Consider the following 14,583-nt stretch of genomic DNA (forward strand, 5'->3'; position numbering starts at 1 on the left):
CCCCCAACCCCAAACCCCGCGCTCCACATCCTGAAATCAGGCGTGGACGACCACTCCTCACCTCCGCCGACGATAAAAATGTGATGAACCTAACCGAACTAAAGAAGACGCCGGTGCCCGAACTGGTCGCACTTGCCCAGTCCATGGAGATCGAAGGCGTCGGGCGGTCACGCAAGCAAGACTTGATCTTTGCCATCCTCAAGGCCCAGGCCAAACGCGGCGAGGACATTTACGGTGATGGCGTTCTTGAGATCCTCTCCGATGGTTTCGGCTTCCTCCGCTCCGCCGATGCGTCCTACCTCGCCGGGCCCGATGACATCTATGTCTCGCCGAGCCAGATTCGCCGCTTCGCGCTGCGCACGGGGGATACGATCTCCGGTAAGATTCGACCGCCCAAGGATGGTGAGCGCTACTTCGCGCTGCTCAAGGTCAACGACATCAATTTCGACCGGCCCGAGAATGCCAAGTCGAAGATCCTCTTTGAAAACTTCACCCCTCTGTTTGCCCAGAAACGACTGACGCTCGAGGTCGGCAACGGCAGCACCGAGGATCTCACGGCGCGCACCATCGATCTGGTCGCCCCCATCGGCAAGGGGCAGCGTGGGCTCATCGTCTCACCACCAAAAGCTGGTAAGACCATGATGCTGCAGAACATCGCACAGTCGATCGGTCACAACCACCCAGACTGTTACCTGATCGTGTTGCTGATCGATGAGCGTCCGGAGGAGGTCACTGAAATGGCCCGCTCGGTCCGGGGCGAGGTGATCTCCTCGACCTTCGACGAGCCCGCGACTCGGCATGTCCAAGTCGCCGAGATGGTCATCGAGAAGGCCAAGCGACTCGTCGAACACAAGCGTGATGTCGTCATCCTCCTCGATTCCATCACCCGGCTTGCGCGCGCCTACAACACGGTGGTTCCCTCCTCTGGCAAGGTATTGACCGGCGGTGTTGACGCCAACGCGCTACAGCGTCCGAAACGTTTCTTTGGCGCCGCGCGCAATGTGGAGGAGGGAGGGAGCCTAACCATCCTGGCGACGGCCCTAGTCGATACCGGTTCGCGCATGGACGATGTCATCTATGAGGAATTCAAGGGGACCGGGAACATGGAGATCCACATGGACCGCCGCATCGCCGAGCGACGGATCTTTCCGGCCATCAACATCAACCGCTCCGGCACGCGTCGCGAAGAACTGCTGATGAACCCGGCGGAGTTGCAGAAGATGTGGATTCTGCGCAAGATCCTGCATCCCATGGACGAGCTTGCGGCAATGGAGTTCCTGCACGATAAACTGAAGGCAACCAAGACCAACGACGAGTTCTTCTCGTCGATGAAAGGTTGAGCAGCACCGGCGCGACGCCCGACAGCGGCCGATCACGACCGCCTGGGCGACGACCTGCCGATGACTGACTGTGGGATCGGGCGCCCCGCTGTGATGAGATCACCGCTCGCCGCCCGAGCGATCACCTCGCACCGAACAGCGTGAGATCGCGGGTTCACTCCACGCCTGTTGGCTGAATCAACCGCCGCGCAAGGGCAGGTTTCTGATGCGACCGCCAAAACCCATGCGTCCCCTCTGGCCTCCCCTCTTCAAGCGGGACATTCGCGTCATCCGTACGCGCGCGCATGTCCAGGCCGAGCAGGATTCGCGTCGTCAGTCGCGCATCCCCTTAAGCCACCATGACATCATCGCGCTCGCCGAACCCTTCACGCGCAGCGGTCGCCAAGTCGACCTCGCCGCGAGCGACCGTCTAGCGCGACGGATCCAGTTCAAACCGACGCATCATCGTGCCGAAACGGACGGCGCCACCCTCCTGACCGAGCACTTGGTGCTCGAGCATCTGGGACGACGGCATTTTCGCTTGACCCGCATCCTCACGAACGCAGCAGGACAGCAGGCGACTCTGCGCGGCGATGGTCCAGAGCCCGGACGTCTGCTCGTTCAGATTGACCGCGTTCCGGTCGCGCGCCATGTTCAGCGTATCGGTGGCGCGACCCTGGTCATCAATTATCGGATCGAATCCGACTCAAACGCACCCGCGGAGCCATCCGACACTCCGCATCTCGTCTTCCTACAGGCCACAACCACGCTTGACGGCCTCGTCATGACGTTCGATGCACAGGTTGGACACGGCATGCCTGCGGAGATTGATCTCGCGCCCGACCCCGAGCGCTCCCTAGATCTCCCCCCGGATCTGTTCGCGGTTCTCGGTCGTGCCTGGCGTCCACTGCGTCGGACCGCTCATGGTTGGCGTGCCCCATTGCGCATCGCCAGCAACGAGCCGGCCCGCACACCGGATCTCGAAGCGAAGCTGGCCCGCACCACCGAGCACCTGATCGACACCTTCGCGCATCCGCCGGCCCATTTCCACACAACCTGGCGGCGTGAGCGTTGGTTCGCCTTCCTGAGAGAGGCGATCGGACTCCTGCTGGTCATCGGACTCTTCCTCCTCGGACCAGCGCTGCTGCTCCTTGATGCATCCGAGGGATCCCTGATCCGACTGCTCTCCTTTGTGATGCCCGCACTCCTCGTCCTCTTTCTGATCGCGCGTCATGAGTCACCCGTGATGCGGATTCCGCCTCGGCCTGAACCCCTGCCTGCCGATGCTTGGTGAGCGCATGTCAGCGGGTCATGTCCAAGCCTCTGGGCATCGACTGCTCGCCACAATCAGGCCCGGTCAACGCAACGAGAGTAGGTAGGCGATCATGTCCCGCAGCTCGGTCGCGCTCAGCTCCGCGGGGGGCATGGTGGCGGTTGGAATCACCGCCTTGGGGTCCGTGAAATAGACCCGGAGCCAGGCCGCGTCGCGCCGCTGGCCGACGGCATCGAGTGATCCCCCAAGATTGGCCATCGGGCCAGACTCTCCAGCAAGGGTGTGGCAGAGGTTGCACATCTTGGCCTGGAAGAGGGCCTGACCGATTTCCGGATCACCCTCTTGGGCACCGCGATCGGCGGCACTGAGGCTCGCGATACAGCCGAGCAGAACGGAGGCAAGCAGCTTGGCTTTCATTGGACCATTCTCCCTGGCTCGAGATTGGCTTGTTCGCCATCGCCTTGGCGATCGTCATCAATCCTGATGCCGTCTCGAGTCACTGTGCCCGTCAGATGTGCCAGTAAATCCTTGTGACCAACATGGGCATGGCAGGTCACACACACGAGATTGGATCCTTCTTGAAAATAGGCCCGGTGTGCAAAGACCACGGCCGGGTTGGGATTCGGTGCCTCACGAAGGTTTGCATGGCAGTTCAGGCAGCCCGAATCGAAGACATACTCGGCGCGACGCTCCAGATTGCCGATCCAATCCGGCTCGCGGAAGACCAAGAGCATCTGGGACATGAGGTCATGGACGCCGGTCTGAATCTTTGCGAGCAGATAGCCGCCCGGGGTCTCGTGGGGCAGATGACAATCAACGCAGTGCGCGACCAGGCCACCGGCATTCTGCCCGCCATGCACATCCGCGTCATAAGCCAACGCGAAGGGCTCCATGACGTGACAACTGGTGCAAAAGGCGTGATCCGAGGTTGCCTGGATCGCCGTTTCAGTCAGGGTCCAACCGCCGATCGTGACGATCGGGATCAACATCGTCACACCCAACACGACGAGCCAAATGCGGTGTCTGCGCTGCATGTCAGGATCCTCCCATTCGATCACGCGTTGGTGTTGCCACACCACGTACGAAACGGATCATCGATAAAACCGCACCTCGGCAATGCACACCTGTGCTTGATAGGCACGTCCGATACCGAGCACTCCGAGCTTGGTGAGCCGCCGTGGATCGAGGCGCTGAACCAGCCGATGCGGCTCGAATGCCGAGAACGGCAGACGCACCTCGCGCCACTCCGGCTCGGCGACGAAGCTGGCGCGATACGATTGCCAGGGCAGCCGGGTTGTGGTGCTCTTCAGGTGCAGGTTATAGAGCTCGCCATTGCCACGGACCCACAGTTGGATTCCGGCATAGCCGCTGGCGTCGAACCCCTCGACACGATCATCGCTCGGGGGCAGTTCCAGGATCGCCTGCACGAACCCACCATTGTTCTCGAGACGCACATCACCATTCAGACAGAGCGCCGGGCGCCCCTCCTGGGTCTCGCGGGAGATGCTCGCCTGCGAACGCCCGCCCATCACCTGATCGGTTACGGCCCGCCATGGCGTCCCGAGCGCGGAGAGCCCATCCGATCGCGTGAAGTCGTCGATCAGTCCGGTTGTTGCCGCTGTTGTAGTCTCAACGATGCCGAGCATCAGTAGCGCCCCCAAGTTAAGCTTAGACCACAGACGAACACCGCGAGGCGGACGTCGCAAAAACACTGTTCTCGACATAGTCATCCAGTCTCCATTCGCACGCATCCCGTGCACCGATCAATTGGACCGCCTATCTGCTCGAATTGACGACATGCCTCAGTCTTGGATCGATCCTTGCCGTCACCCCACACGCACCCGTGCCCTGACGCCTGGGCATGGGCTTGCCGTCACCCTCACTGTCGCACTGGTTTTATCCTGGGCAGAACCGCTGGTCAGTGGCGATGACCGCACGGTCTTACCCCAGTATTTGCCGATCTCGGCTCAAGCCGAAATCGGTGGAACACGCATCCTACTGGAGGTCGCACGCACACCCGAGCAGCGTGCCCGCGGACTGATGCGACGACCCGCGCTGCCGGCTCACCAGGGGATGTTGTTCCCATCGCCCGATGCGCGTCCCTTACGGATGTGGATGAAGAACACCCTGGTGCCACTCGACATCGTCTTCATCTACCGCGAACGCATTGTTGCGCTGGTCGAGCGGGCACCACCCTGTGCTAAAAAACCTTGCCCAGTCTATGGCCCGGGTGATCAGGCGATCGATCATGTCCTGGAGTTACGGGCCGGACGCATTGCTGAGTTGGGTGTACGACTCGGTGATCCGATTCTCTTGCGCGACCACCCTCCCGTCCCAACAACTCGGATCGGACCCATCCGGACACCCTGAGGTTCATCCTATCGAGGAAGACCTCAGGCTCGCCGCAGATGCTGCTGGACCCAGCGCACAATCCCCGCCGTATCCATCGCCCCCGCCGTTCGAGCAACCTCCGCACCAGTCTGAAACAGTGCCAGGGTTGGGATACTGCGGATGCCGAGGCGCGCGGCGAGACCCTGCGCCTCCTCGGTGTTGACCTTGATTAACCGCATATTGGGCTCGAGCCGCCCCGCAGCGGCCTCGAAGGCTGGTGCCATCATCCGACAGGGCCCACACCAAGGCGCCCAAAAATCGACCAGCAACGGCAGATCGCTCCGGGAGAGAACATGCGCGAAGCGCGACTCGTCGAGTGCGAGCGGCGCACCCGAAAAGAGTGGTCGGTGACACTTCCCACAATTCGGCGCATCACTGAGACGAGCACGGGGGATGCGATTGACGGCATCACATGCGGGACAAACAACGTGCAGGGATTCAGACATGATGATCACTCCTCGCAAGAATACGTCTGGTTGTTGGACTCCGAATGGTCACGAGACGAAGGATGCCGGATCCCATCCGCAACCGTGGCGAGTCGTCTGAACCGCCATCGGCGGGCGGCGGCGATCCGTCCCCTGTCTCCAGTTGAATCGACTCCGCTCGACAGTTATGTTGGGACAAGCAGTTCGTCCCATGCGCGCGGGCCATCAGGCCCCGTAGTGGTTTCTCGAACGATTTTCTCGCGCACTGAAGCGACCCGATTGGAGTTCCTCTGTATGGCCGACTCACCCGATATCGTCACCGTCACGGCTGAGACGTTTCAGTCGATTGTTTTGGACGGCTCGTTCGAGCGTCCTGTTCTCGTGGACTTCTGGGCGGATTGGTGCGCACCCTGTCGGATGTTGATGCCGATCCTCGCCAAGCTGGCCGAGGAATATCATGGCCGGTTCCTGTTGGCCAAGGTGAACACCGAGGAACAGCAGGCGCTGGCCGCTGAATTTGGGATTCGCAGTCTGCCCACGGTTCAGCTCTTCAAGGCGGGACAACCCATTGACCAATTCATGGGGGCACTTCCAGAAGGACAGATTCGCGACTTCATCGACCGCCATATCCCACGACCCTCGGACCGGCTGCTTGAACAGGCCGAGGAGTGCCTAGCCAATGGCGACATCGCTGGGGCCGAGAGACTGGTCGAGCGGATTCGTGCCGAGGACCCAGAGAACAGCCGCGTGGCACTGGCTGAGATCCAGCTGATGACGGCCCGCGGCGAGCTCGGCGAGGCAACGCATGCGATCGAGCGACTCCCGCTTGAACTCGCCAATGAACCGGAGGTGCTGGCTCTGCGTGGCCAACTGCGGTTTGCCGCCGCGCTTACGGATGCCCCCAGTGAAGCGGATGTGACCGCGGATTTGGCGCGCGATCCAGCCAACAGCCTAGCGCGCTATCAGCTCAGCGCATACCAGGTGTTCCGAGGTGATTATGAGGCGGCCCTCGAGAACCTCCTCACCTTGATGCGCCGCGATCGGGCGTTTCAAGACGATGCGGCCCGCAAGGGAATGCTCGCCATCTTCGATCTTCTCGGCACCGGCGACCTGGTCGCACGCTATCGCGCGAAGATGATGAATGCGCTCTATTGAGAGGAGCCTGCACGGGCCAGACTTCTCAGATTCGTTTGATCGCCCGCTCTAGTTCACCCTTGATGACCTCGCCCGCCCTCACGGGATCGCGACTTGCAACATCGATCCAGTGCACGTAGAGATCGTCACCATCCAGGTCGAGTGTTACGGTTCCCGGGGTCAGGGTGATGCTGTTGGCCAGTAGGAGACGCTGATGCGGTTCTCGCAGATCGGTCTGGATGCGAATGATCCCCGGATTGATTGGTAGTGTTGGATCGAGAACCCGTCGCGCCACATCCATGTTGGCCAGGATCAGATTCTTGAGAAAGACGGGCAAATAGCGTATGAGCCCCCATAGATTCCAAGGCCGGTGGCCCTGAGCGGCAGGCACGGCCAGCCAAACGATCGCGCCGCAGATCAATAGGCCGGCGATCAATTCCTGCGGATGCAGCGACAGGGTGAGACCCAGCCAGACCACGAAGAGTACCGCACCCCATTGCAAACGTTGCCTCATCGATCGCCTCCAGTGCGGTTCCGCCAACCAGGTCGCTCAGGATCGGAGGGAAGACACCGGTCCCCGAACGGTGGCTTCAAGGCTGTTGCGGCGCCTCGCCATCGGCCCCAGCCTCGTCAGCCCGCTTCTTGGGCAGATAGAGGAAGCTATTCGGGTCTGGACTGACGTAGATGTAGTCGGTTTCGAAGGCAAGTGAATCTGGACCACAGACATCGATACAGAGGCCACACCAGCAGCAACGTCCGTAGTCGATGCGCGGGATTAGCCCACTGGCATTTTTTGGGTTGATGTCATCATCAACCTGAATCATGTCAATGGCTTCATTCATGCAAATGTCTTGGCAGTTGCCACAACCCGCGCAGGTGTCGAGGTTGTTGACGTGGAACCCGCGATAGCCCTTCGCGGGCGGAGTGGGACGGCGTGGATAATCCAGCGTGTGCGGTTTGCGGGCACTATGCCCCAATGCGCTGAAGGGTTGGGTCAAGCCTTTGATGTCAAGGGTCCAGGCCATGATGCCTCCTCTTGATGCGAGCCGTGTTCCGTCACCGCTCGATTTCTGGGGGACAGATCCCCAATGAATTCATGATCAGCGCGACATCGGACAGTTGTGCACCGACCAGCATGCGCTCCAATAGGGTGAAGGCATGTACGGTCGAGGGTCCACGCACCTGCATGCGACGCAGGTATTCGCTCTCGTCTCCCACCATGTAGAAACCGAAAGCACCACGCGCCGACTCCGATTGCACATAGGTTTCGCCACGTGGGATCTTGAATTTGCGGTGTTTGGGCAGTCGACATTGTATCTCTCCCGGGACCAGCCGATCGATGACCTGCCTCATGATTCGAATACTCTGAACCATCTCGGCCCGACGCACCTGCGCGCGCGCCCAGGCATCCCCACCCGAGGCCGTCGGGATGTCGAACGCCAACTGGTCATAGATCAGATAGGGAGCATCCCGCCGCACATCCCGGGGGATCCCGCAGCCCCGCAACACCGGACCCGCGTACCCGTGGCGCAACGCCTCTGCCGCATCCACGATCCCGACCCCTTGAAGCCGCTTGCGCACCGCGGCGTTCCCGAAGAAGACCCGGTCATAGGCCGGCAGTCGCTGCTCGATCATCTCAAGAACTTCGAGGAGCCGTTCGGGCAGACCCGCGGGGAGATCACGTCGCACCCCGCCCGGGTAGATGTACATATGGTAGACCCGGGCACCGCTGATTTGTTCGAACAACTCCAAGATGTAATCGCGATCACCAATCGCCCATTGGGGTACGATCTCAAGCCCAATGGATGCACCCTGACCCGCCATCCAGAGCAGGTGTGCCTGCAAACGGGCCAACTCGAGGGTCAAGACCCGTAATTGCGCCGCGCGTTCACTGATCTCGAGACCGGCAAGGGCCTCGACACCGCGCGCGAAGGTGTCTTCATAAGGGTCTGGCTCAGGCACACAGATGCGACAGACGATGGTGAAGGCCTGCAGCACGGTGCGCCGTTCGATCAGTTTTTCAAAGCCACGGTGCAAATAACCGACGTGCGTGATGGCCGTGACGATGGTCTCGCCGTCGAGTTCCAACTCCAGGCTCATGTTGCCGGTCACGCCAGGATGCTGGGGACCCTGAAAGATGCGGATCGTATCGCTCACGTTGCGCCCCCCGCGCCATCCTCGTCGCCTGGGCCAGGCTCCCCCCGTGACGCCGCCATCCGCGGTGCCCGCGACGCGGACGTTCGGGCTGACGCTGGTGTCGTGGCATCCTGCGTCGGTTTCGCTGCCTGCGCGGCCTTCTCTGCTCGTTTGGCCTCTTTACGTTTGCGGATCTCGCTGCGCACGTCGAGATTGTCCTCCCGCCCGCCGCGCATCTCGAAGGTTTCCTGAACGAATTTCAGGGTGTCGAACTCTCGCCGCAGCGGGGGGGTGTTGGTCCAACCCTCCAGCATGAAATCAATCAAGGACGGATGCCCATCGAACGGAATTCCGTACATCTCATGCAGTTCCCGCTCGTAGATCTCGGCTTGCGGCCAGCGACCGAGACAGGTCGGCAGACTCTCACCGTCGCGCTTGACGTCGGTCTGCACACCCAAGCAGCGATCACGCGCCGAGTTCTCGAGCAGATAGGTCAGGGTAAAACGCTCCTCCTCGATCCAGTCGACACAGGTGATGCCCGTCAGGGTCATGAAGCCTTCATCTCGGTCCAGGGTCTCCAGCAGGGCATGGAGTTCGGCCTTGGGAACGCGGACGAAGGCGAGGTTGTCCCGTGGCGCCTGCTGCTGCAGGATCGTGAAGTGGCTCAAACAGGGTCCGAGAGCCTCCAACATCTTAAGCCTGTCCTCCGACCTGCAGCCAGGCACTGGTGTCGTCGGGCAACATGTTCGCGCCGAGCACGCGACGCTGGTTGGCCTTATACCAATCGAGATTCTCCCGATAACGCAACCAGCCACCTTTCTCGCCATCGGCAATACGTTTTTGCAACGCCACGAAGCCCTCGATCAACGCCTCGGGGCGCGGCATGCAACCATTAACAAAGAGATCAACGGGGAGGTAGTGATCGACCTGCTTCACGGTATTGTAGGAATCCCAGTACATGCCCCCGTTGATGGTGCAACTGCCAAGCGCGATGACGTATTTCGGCTCCTGCATCTGCTCGTAGCTACGGATCACCCGCTTGAGTGTTTTGATCGCGAGATAACCACTGATGACGAGGACGTCGGCCTGGCGCGGCGTCGCGGCGCCGATGATGCCAAAGCGCTCGGCATCGTAGCGACTGGTCATCAGGGGACGAATCTCGATCGCTCCACAGCCAGTGCCATAGGCGAGGACGAAAAGACTGCGCTGTCGCAGCCAGGCCACCAGACGGTCGACGACAGTCTGTTCGTCTCGCACCCCCGCGAGGTCGGCCCCGAGGGTCTGGTCCTCGCACTGAAAACCTTCACATCCGGTCTTGTGATACACGGCCACCTCCGATTAGATCCAAAGGGTCAGAATCACCGCCACGACGCCCAAGCCGAGCGGGATGCGCCAGAAGAAATCCACGGCCTGTTCGGTCCTGAGCCGAGGGAAGACCGCGCTGATGGATGCCGTGAGCATGAATAACACGAAGACCTTGACGAAGAGTTCCAGCAGGTTGCTTGCCCCACCCATGAAGAGAGCGACCACCAGCACATATTTCGCCATCGACAACATCATGTTCTGGGTCATGAGGATGCCGAGCAACCGCCCGCCGAATTCCACTCGTGGTCCCGAGTAGACCTCCACTGGCGCCCCGACCACATCGAATGGGGAGGCATTGAGGCTCGCGATGAACGGCAGCAGGACCACCAAGAAGATCAACGGATTGGTCACCAGAGTCCACTCCGCCAGGGTGGGCTGGGCCGCCATGATGGCGGAGATCGACACCGTCTCGTACTGCACCATGATGAGGGCCAAGCCGAGGAAGAAGGGGACCTCGAGTCCCATCAACCGCGTCAGACCCCGCGTGACGCCCATCACCCCGAATGGATTGCCACTTGCCCCAACCGCGAGCGCATTCCCAAGCGGCCCCACCACCATCAGAAACATCACCAGGATCAGGTTTCCCGACGCCGAGAATCCTTGCAACCAGGCGGTATCCTTTAACATGGGGATGAACAGAACGGTCGTCACGGCCCCGGCCATCATGATCATGGGCCCAAGGAAGAACATGGGGCCATGACTCAAGGTTTCGCTCTTGCTGAAAAACTTGAGGTTATCGTAGAGATTTTGCCAGATCGGCGGTCCACGACGGTTTTGGATGCGCGCCATGAACTGCCGGTAGAACCCGTACATGAAAAAGCCCATGGTGTAGGTGACCAGGAGCATCAAGGGCACATCGATCAAGGCCCGCATCACAACCCTCCTCCGCGCACGAGGCCCCATGTCAGCAGCACCGCGAAGACCACCACGAAGCTTTGCACCCAGCGCCAAGGCTGACTGGGATAGAGCCTGCTGGAGTGCTCGGCGAGCCGCTCCACCCGCTCGGCCAGACCACTGAAAAACCCGCTGCTGGAGCGCGCCAAGATCCAGCCGATCAAGGGAATCCGACGCAGTTCACGCCCCATCCCCGCGCCATAGTGAAGGGGCTGGTCTGGTGTTGGCACCTCGCCCGCGAAGCTGAGATCTTGGCGGCTGCCGGCCCGACGCAATTGACCACGCAGCATATAGAACAAGGCGGTCACGAGCGCAAAGGCAATTCCAAACACCAGCATCAGGGTCACGCCGTCATAGCCCCCGTAGGGTGTCGCCAGTGTTCCCAGGGACGGTCCGTCGAGGGGGGCGAGTCCGAGCGCCGCCAAGACGGGATCGGCCAAGGCGGTCCCCATCCCGGGGAACATCCCCAGCCCGACGAGCATCCCCATCAGGATGATCTGTGGTATCAGGTATGGCCAGGGCGCCTCGCGTGCCACCCGTGCCTCGGGGGAGTTGGCCTGGCCGAGGAACGGCGCGTAGATCAGCTTGTAGCAATAGAGGAAGGCCGCTGCGCTCGACAGGATCACGGCGGCGAACAGCAGTATCCATTGGGCCTCGATCAAGGCGACAAAGATCAGAAATTTCGACGCGAAGCCGGGCAGCGGGGGCATCCCCGCGAGGGCGATGATGCCGATCAGCACCCCAAAGAAGGAGATCGGCATCCGATAGATGAGTTCACCCAAGTCGTTGAACCGGCGCTGTCCGGTTTGCGCGATGATGCCCGCGAAACTGATGAACAAGAGCAAGGAGACAAGGGTGTGCACCAGGGCGTGATAGAGGGCTCCACTGATCCCGAGGGCACCGCCGACGCCGATGGCGGTGGTGACATAACCGAGTTGCCCGATCGAGGAGTAGGCCAGCAGGCGCTTCATGTCATCCTGAGCGATCGCCTTGAAGGTCGCGACGATCGAGGTGATGACGCCAATCCAGGCTAGGCCATAACCACTTAAGGGTCCATTCAACCAGTCCCCAAACCAGCGCCCCGGCATCTCCGGAAATAGGATCAACATGAGCAACAATCCGTACACACCCATCTTGCTGACCAAGGCGGACAACACCACCGTGACCGGCTCGGGAGCCTGATCGTAGCTGCGCGGGATCCACAGATGGAGCGGGAGCGTTCCGATCTTGATCAGAAATGCCGCCCCGAAGAGCAACACCAAGACCAGCCCCTGGGCCAAGGTCAGATCCACCAGGGCCTGAATCGCGAAGCTGCCGGTGAGGCTATACACCCCCAGCAGACCAGCCAAGAGGAGGAAGGCGGCAGAGAGATTGAAGAGGATGTAGGAGGCAGCGGTTCCCGCATCAGTGCGGGGTGAGCGCACGATGAGCAGCCAACTGCTCCAGGTCATGATCTCCCAGCCGATAAAAAATCCCACCAGGTCCTGTGCGAGCAACAAGCCTTGCATTCCCAAGACCAGCAAGGCGAAGAGCGCGAGTTGCCAGTCGGGTTCCTCTTTGCGCAGCATGGGCAAGGCCGCCAAGGGTGCGCCCATCGCAAGCAACAAGAGAAAGAAACTCGCCAAAGGGGTCACATCGAACGATAGGGTCGCGCCGCCGAACAAGGGCCAAACCAGGGCGCCGTCCCAGGCGAACCAGGTCACGGCGGGAGTCACGACGACCATCAACGACAGAACGCGCAGGAACAACCTCATGGACGGACTCCCATCACAGCCTCAATCGCACCCGATCGATCGAGTAAGACCTCGGCGGCCAGATTGAGTGCCGGCTCGAGGAGCACGGGGGCCAGGCCGAACCCAATCAGCAGCACCGCCAGCACCAACAGGGGCCATGTAACCGCGCTTGAGGCGGTTGGCAATCCCACGGGGTCGCTGGCGAGCCGAGGAGCCGGCACGGGACGGTAGAAGAGCGCGATCCAGCGGAAGAAATAGGCGGCCTCGAGCAAGGCGCCAAGCAGGATGAGTGCGATCGGCCAAAACACCCCAGCCTCGGCAAAGCCGGCCATGATCCAGAGTTTGCTCATGAACCCAGCCAAGGGGGGGAGACCCAGCATCGACAAGCTGCCGAGCACGAACAGTCCAGCCGCGAGCGGCAGGCGCCGGGCGATCCCCGTCAGGGCGTCGAGATGACCTGACGACGCTCGGCTCAACATGAGTGCGGCGACCATGAACAGCAGGAGTTTGGCGAGGGTGTGGTTGACCAAATGGAAGAGCCCACCAGCCACCACCGTGGTCTCGGCGAAACCCAGTGCCAGCGTGATCAGACCGACTTGTCCGAGCGAGGAGTAGGCGAGCATCCGCCGGAGATCTCGCTGGCGCAGCGCCGTGAGTTCGGCGATCACCATGGTCACGCCCCCAAGGATCATCAGCCAGCGGCCCACGACGGCGGGATCCGCCAAGATCAGGAAGACCAGGTTGAACAGCACGAACAGAAAGGCCTTGACCACCACCCCCGAGAACAGCGCACTGGCCTCTGGATCGCTGCCGCGATAGATCTCGGGAACCCAAACGTTGAATGGGAAGAGTTCGGCCTTGATTCCGAGACCAACCAAGAGCAGTAGGCCGATCAGGATCTGCATGGCGGCCGGGATGTCCGCGAAGGCCATGCCGATGGCCGCCAGATTCAGCGTTCCCGTGGTGATGTAGGTCAGGACCGTTGCAAAGAGGATGAACACGGCGGACACCGCGCCGATGATGAGATATTTGAGGCCGGCCTCCAACGCCGCTGCATCACGGCGCAGCGCACTGAGCAGGTAGGCGCTCACCCCGGCAATCTCGATGAAGACATAGAGATTGAAGAGGTCGCCGGTTAAGAGCATCCCGTTGCAGCCCGCGCTCAGCAACATGATCAGGACAAAGGCCTGGCGACTCTGCCAGTGCGGGGCGCGTGCGCCCTGCCAGAGAAAAGCGGCGACCAGTGCCACGGCAAAGGTCAAGAGTGCGACCAGTAATAGAGAGACGGCGTCCGCGTGCAGATGGATGCCTAGGGGGGGAGCGATGACCAGCGTCTCGATCAGTGGCCCATCCTGGACCCCTGCCAGGAGCCAGAGCGCGAGTGCGAACAGACCGAGATGCACGCCGAACAAGAGCGGCCATCGTGCCCGCCCCCAGAGTGGCGACAAAAAAGCCACCAGCAGTGGCAGCGCAATCAGCCAGATCGGAGTCGGTGTGAGCAAGGGGGATTGTAGGAGGATCTGGTCCATCATGGATCCTTCAGCGCACTCATGGTCTCGACATCCGTCGTGCCAGTGAGCTGGTGATAACGGATACTCATACTCACCCCGAGCGCAAGGACGGCCAACGCGATCACCAGCGCGGTGAGCGTCAACGCCTGGGGGACGGGATCAGCCGTCCCGGCGAACTCAACGAGCCCGTCGGAGAGAATGGGCGCGGTTCGGCCCGGTTGCGTGGTGAGTCCGATGAATAGCAGATAGACCGCCATCTCCATGATGGCCAAGCTCATGAAGATCTTCAGGAGGTGGCGACGGGTCAAGAGGCCGTAGAGGCCGATCGAGAAGAGCGCCATGCTGCCCACCGCGTAGAGCGCATGATGCACCCCGGGCGTATCGAGTGCGTCCAACATCGTG

At 61.2% G+C, this 14,583-nt stretch carries 17 protein-coding genes; 4 read left to right on the forward strand and 13 right to left on the reverse strand.

What is annotated here, in order from left to right; all coding sequences use genetic code 11:
* The first annotated feature begins 83 nt into the window (after positions 1–83).
* Both rho and CKO25_RS16780 read left to right on the forward strand, forming a co-directional pair.
* Positions 84–1,340, forward strand: a complete 1,257-nt coding sequence (gene rho / locus CKO25_RS16775) for a transcription termination factor Rho (protein ID WP_200389103.1) — start codon at positions 84–86, stop codon at positions 1,338–1,340.
* A gap of 205 nt (positions 1,341–1,545) precedes the next feature.
* Positions 1,546–2,613 carry a hypothetical protein gene (locus tag CKO25_RS16780; protein ID WP_200389104.1) on the forward strand — a complete coding sequence of 356 codons (1,068 nt, stop codon included), beginning with the start codon at positions 1,546–1,548 and terminating at the stop codon, positions 2,611–2,613.
* A gap of 63 nt (positions 2,614–2,676) precedes the next feature.
* On the opposite strand, the gene CKO25_RS16785 is transcribed toward CKO25_RS16780, so the two are convergent.
* Genes CKO25_RS16785 through CKO25_RS16795 form a run of 3 tightly spaced genes read right to left on the reverse strand, consistent with a single transcriptional unit; the run spans position 2,677 to position 4,238 of the window.
* Complete coding sequence (locus tag CKO25_RS16785; protein WP_200389105.1) at positions 2,677–3,009, reverse strand: c-type cytochrome; 333 nt, start codon at positions 3,007–3,009, stop codon at positions 2,677–2,679.
* Positions 3,006–3,626: a cytochrome c3 family protein gene (locus tag CKO25_RS16790; protein ID WP_200389106.1), complete on the reverse strand. Its 621-nt coding sequence runs from the start codon at positions 3,624–3,626 to the stop codon at positions 3,006–3,008. The genes CKO25_RS16785 and CKO25_RS16790 overlap by 4 nt, the downstream gene beginning before the upstream one ends.
* Before the next feature lie 57 nt (positions 3,627–3,683).
* Complete coding sequence (locus CKO25_RS16795) at positions 3,684–4,238, reverse strand: CIA30 family protein (RefSeq protein ID WP_200389107.1); 555 nt, start codon at positions 4,236–4,238, stop codon at positions 3,684–3,686.
* A gap of 151 nt (positions 4,239–4,389) precedes the next feature.
* Between CKO25_RS16795 and CKO25_RS16800 the strand changes: the two genes are divergently transcribed.
* Positions 4,390–4,962 carry a DUF192 domain-containing protein gene (locus CKO25_RS16800; protein WP_200389108.1) on the forward strand — a complete coding sequence of 191 codons (573 nt, stop codon included), beginning with the start codon at positions 4,390–4,392 and terminating at the stop codon, positions 4,960–4,962.
* Positions 4,963–4,985: 23 nt separating this feature from the next.
* Here the strand turns inward: CKO25_RS16800 and trxC are convergent, their stop codons facing one another.
* On the reverse strand, positions 4,986–5,429 hold the full coding sequence (gene trxC / locus CKO25_RS16805) for a thioredoxin TrxC (RefSeq protein ID WP_200389109.1): 444 nt from the start codon (positions 5,427–5,429) through the stop codon (positions 4,986–4,988).
* Positions 5,430–5,702: 273 nt separating this feature from the next.
* Here trxC and trxA point away from each other — a divergent pair, with 273 nt between their 5' ends.
* A complete protein-coding gene (gene trxA, locus CKO25_RS16810) occupies positions 5,703–6,563 on the forward strand; it encodes a thioredoxin (protein WP_200389110.1) in 861 nt (286 codons plus the stop codon).
* Between the two features lie 25 nt (positions 6,564–6,588).
* Here trxA and CKO25_RS16815 read toward each other — a convergent pair whose 3' ends face one another.
* The 9 genes from CKO25_RS16815 to CKO25_RS16855 all read right to left on the reverse strand — a co-directional run bounded on the left by CKO25_RS16815 (position 6,589) and on the right by CKO25_RS16855 (position 14,579).
* Entirely contained in the window at positions 6,589–7,056 is a 468-nt protein-coding gene (locus CKO25_RS16815) for a Na+/H+ antiporter subunit E (RefSeq protein ID WP_200389111.1), read from the reverse strand.
* Between the two features lie 76 nt (positions 7,057–7,132).
* Positions 7,133–7,567 (reverse strand): 4Fe-4S dicluster domain-containing protein, encoded by a 435-nt coding sequence (locus CKO25_RS16820; RefSeq protein WP_200389112.1) that lies wholly within the window; start codon positions 7,565–7,567, stop codon positions 7,133–7,135.
* 31 nt (positions 7,568–7,598) lie between these two features.
* A complete protein-coding gene (locus CKO25_RS16825; protein WP_200389113.1) occupies positions 7,599–8,699 on the reverse strand; it encodes an NADH-quinone oxidoreductase subunit D-related protein in 1,101 nt (366 codons plus the stop codon).
* The gene (locus tag CKO25_RS16830; protein ID WP_200389114.1) at positions 8,696–9,370 is read right to left on the reverse strand and encodes an NADH-quinone oxidoreductase subunit C; all 675 of its coding nucleotides are present in this window, start codon (positions 9,368–9,370) and stop codon (positions 8,696–8,698) included. The genes CKO25_RS16825 and CKO25_RS16830 overlap by 4 nt, the downstream gene beginning before the upstream one ends.
* 1 nt (position 9,371) lies before the next feature.
* Positions 9,372–10,004, reverse strand: coding sequence for an NADH-quinone oxidoreductase subunit NuoB (locus CKO25_RS16835; RefSeq protein WP_200389115.1), 633 nt, complete (start codon positions 10,002–10,004; stop codon positions 9,372–9,374).
* Positions 10,005–10,016: 12 nt separating this feature from the next.
* On the reverse strand, positions 10,017–10,916 hold the full coding sequence (locus CKO25_RS16840; protein WP_200389116.1) for a respiratory chain complex I subunit 1 family protein: 900 nt from the start codon (positions 10,914–10,916) through the stop codon (positions 10,017–10,019).
* Positions 10,916–12,691 (reverse strand): proton-conducting transporter transmembrane domain-containing protein, encoded by a 1,776-nt coding sequence (locus CKO25_RS16845; RefSeq protein ID WP_200389117.1) that lies wholly within the window; start codon positions 12,689–12,691, stop codon positions 10,916–10,918. The genes CKO25_RS16840 and CKO25_RS16845 overlap by 1 nt, the downstream gene beginning before the upstream one ends.
* Positions 12,688–14,202, reverse strand: a complete 1,515-nt coding sequence (locus tag CKO25_RS16850) for a complex I subunit 5 family protein (RefSeq protein WP_242467687.1) — start codon at positions 14,200–14,202, stop codon at positions 12,688–12,690. The genes CKO25_RS16845 and CKO25_RS16850 overlap by 4 nt, the downstream gene beginning before the upstream one ends.
* Positions 14,199–14,579 carry a sodium:proton antiporter gene (locus CKO25_RS16855; RefSeq protein WP_200389118.1) on the reverse strand — a complete coding sequence of 127 codons (381 nt, stop codon included), beginning with the start codon at positions 14,577–14,579 and terminating at the stop codon, positions 14,199–14,201. The genes CKO25_RS16850 and CKO25_RS16855 overlap by 4 nt, the downstream gene beginning before the upstream one ends.
* Positions 14,580–14,583 lie beyond the last annotated feature (4 nt).

Origin of the sequence: Thiocapsa imhoffii (assembly GCF_016583985.1) — a bacterium.
GTDB classification, from domain to species: Bacteria; Pseudomonadota; Gammaproteobacteria; order Chromatiales; family Chromatiaceae; genus Thiocapsa; species Thiocapsa imhoffii.

Excerpts from the sequence above, each read along its gene's own strand:
- rho (WP_200389103.1), top strand. The coding sequence starts at position 84 with ATGAACCTAACCGAACTAAAGAAGACGCCGGTGCCCGAACTGGTCGCA.
- CKO25_RS16780 (WP_200389104.1), top strand. The coding sequence starts at position 1,546 with ATGCGACCGCCAAAACCCATGCGTCCCCTCTGGCCTCCCCTCTTCAAG.
- CKO25_RS16785 (WP_200389105.1), bottom strand. The coding sequence starts at position 3,009 with ATGAAAGCCAAGCTGCTTGCCTCCGTTCTGCTCGGCTGTATCGCGAGC.
- CKO25_RS16790 (WP_200389106.1), bottom strand. The coding sequence starts at position 3,626 with ATGCAGCGCAGACACCGCATTTGGCTCGTCGTGTTGGGTGTGACGATG.
- CKO25_RS16795 (WP_200389107.1), bottom strand. The coding sequence starts at position 4,238 with ATGCTCGGCATCGTTGAGACTACAACAGCGGCAACAACCGGACTGATC.
- CKO25_RS16800 (WP_200389108.1), top strand. The coding sequence starts at position 4,390 with ATGCCTCAGTCTTGGATCGATCCTTGCCGTCACCCCACACGCACCCGT.
- trxC (WP_200389109.1), bottom strand. The coding sequence starts at position 5,429 with ATGTCTGAATCCCTGCACGTTGTTTGTCCCGCATGTGATGCCGTCAAT.
- trxA (WP_200389110.1), top strand. The coding sequence starts at position 5,703 with ATGGCCGACTCACCCGATATCGTCACCGTCACGGCTGAGACGTTTCAG.
- CKO25_RS16815 (WP_200389111.1), bottom strand. The coding sequence starts at position 7,056 with ATGAGGCAACGTTTGCAATGGGGTGCGGTACTCTTCGTGGTCTGGCTG.
- CKO25_RS16820 (WP_200389112.1), bottom strand. The coding sequence starts at position 7,567 with ATGGCCTGGACCCTTGACATCAAAGGCTTGACCCAACCCTTCAGCGCA.
- CKO25_RS16830 (WP_200389114.1), bottom strand. The coding sequence starts at position 9,370 with ATGTTGGAGGCTCTCGGACCCTGTTTGAGCCACTTCACGATCCTGCAG.
- CKO25_RS16840 (WP_200389116.1), bottom strand. The coding sequence starts at position 10,916 with ATGCGGGCCTTGATCGATGTGCCCTTGATGCTCCTGGTCACCTACACC.
- CKO25_RS16845 (WP_200389117.1), bottom strand. The coding sequence starts at position 12,691 with ATGAGGTTGTTCCTGCGCGTTCTGTCGTTGATGGTCGTCGTGACTCCC.
- CKO25_RS16850 (WP_242467687.1), bottom strand. The coding sequence starts at position 14,202 with ATGATGGACCAGATCCTCCTACAATCCCCCTTGCTCACACCGACTCCG.
- CKO25_RS16855 (WP_200389118.1), bottom strand. The coding sequence starts at position 14,579 with ATGTTGGACGCACTCGATACGCCCGGGGTGCATCATGCGCTCTACGCG.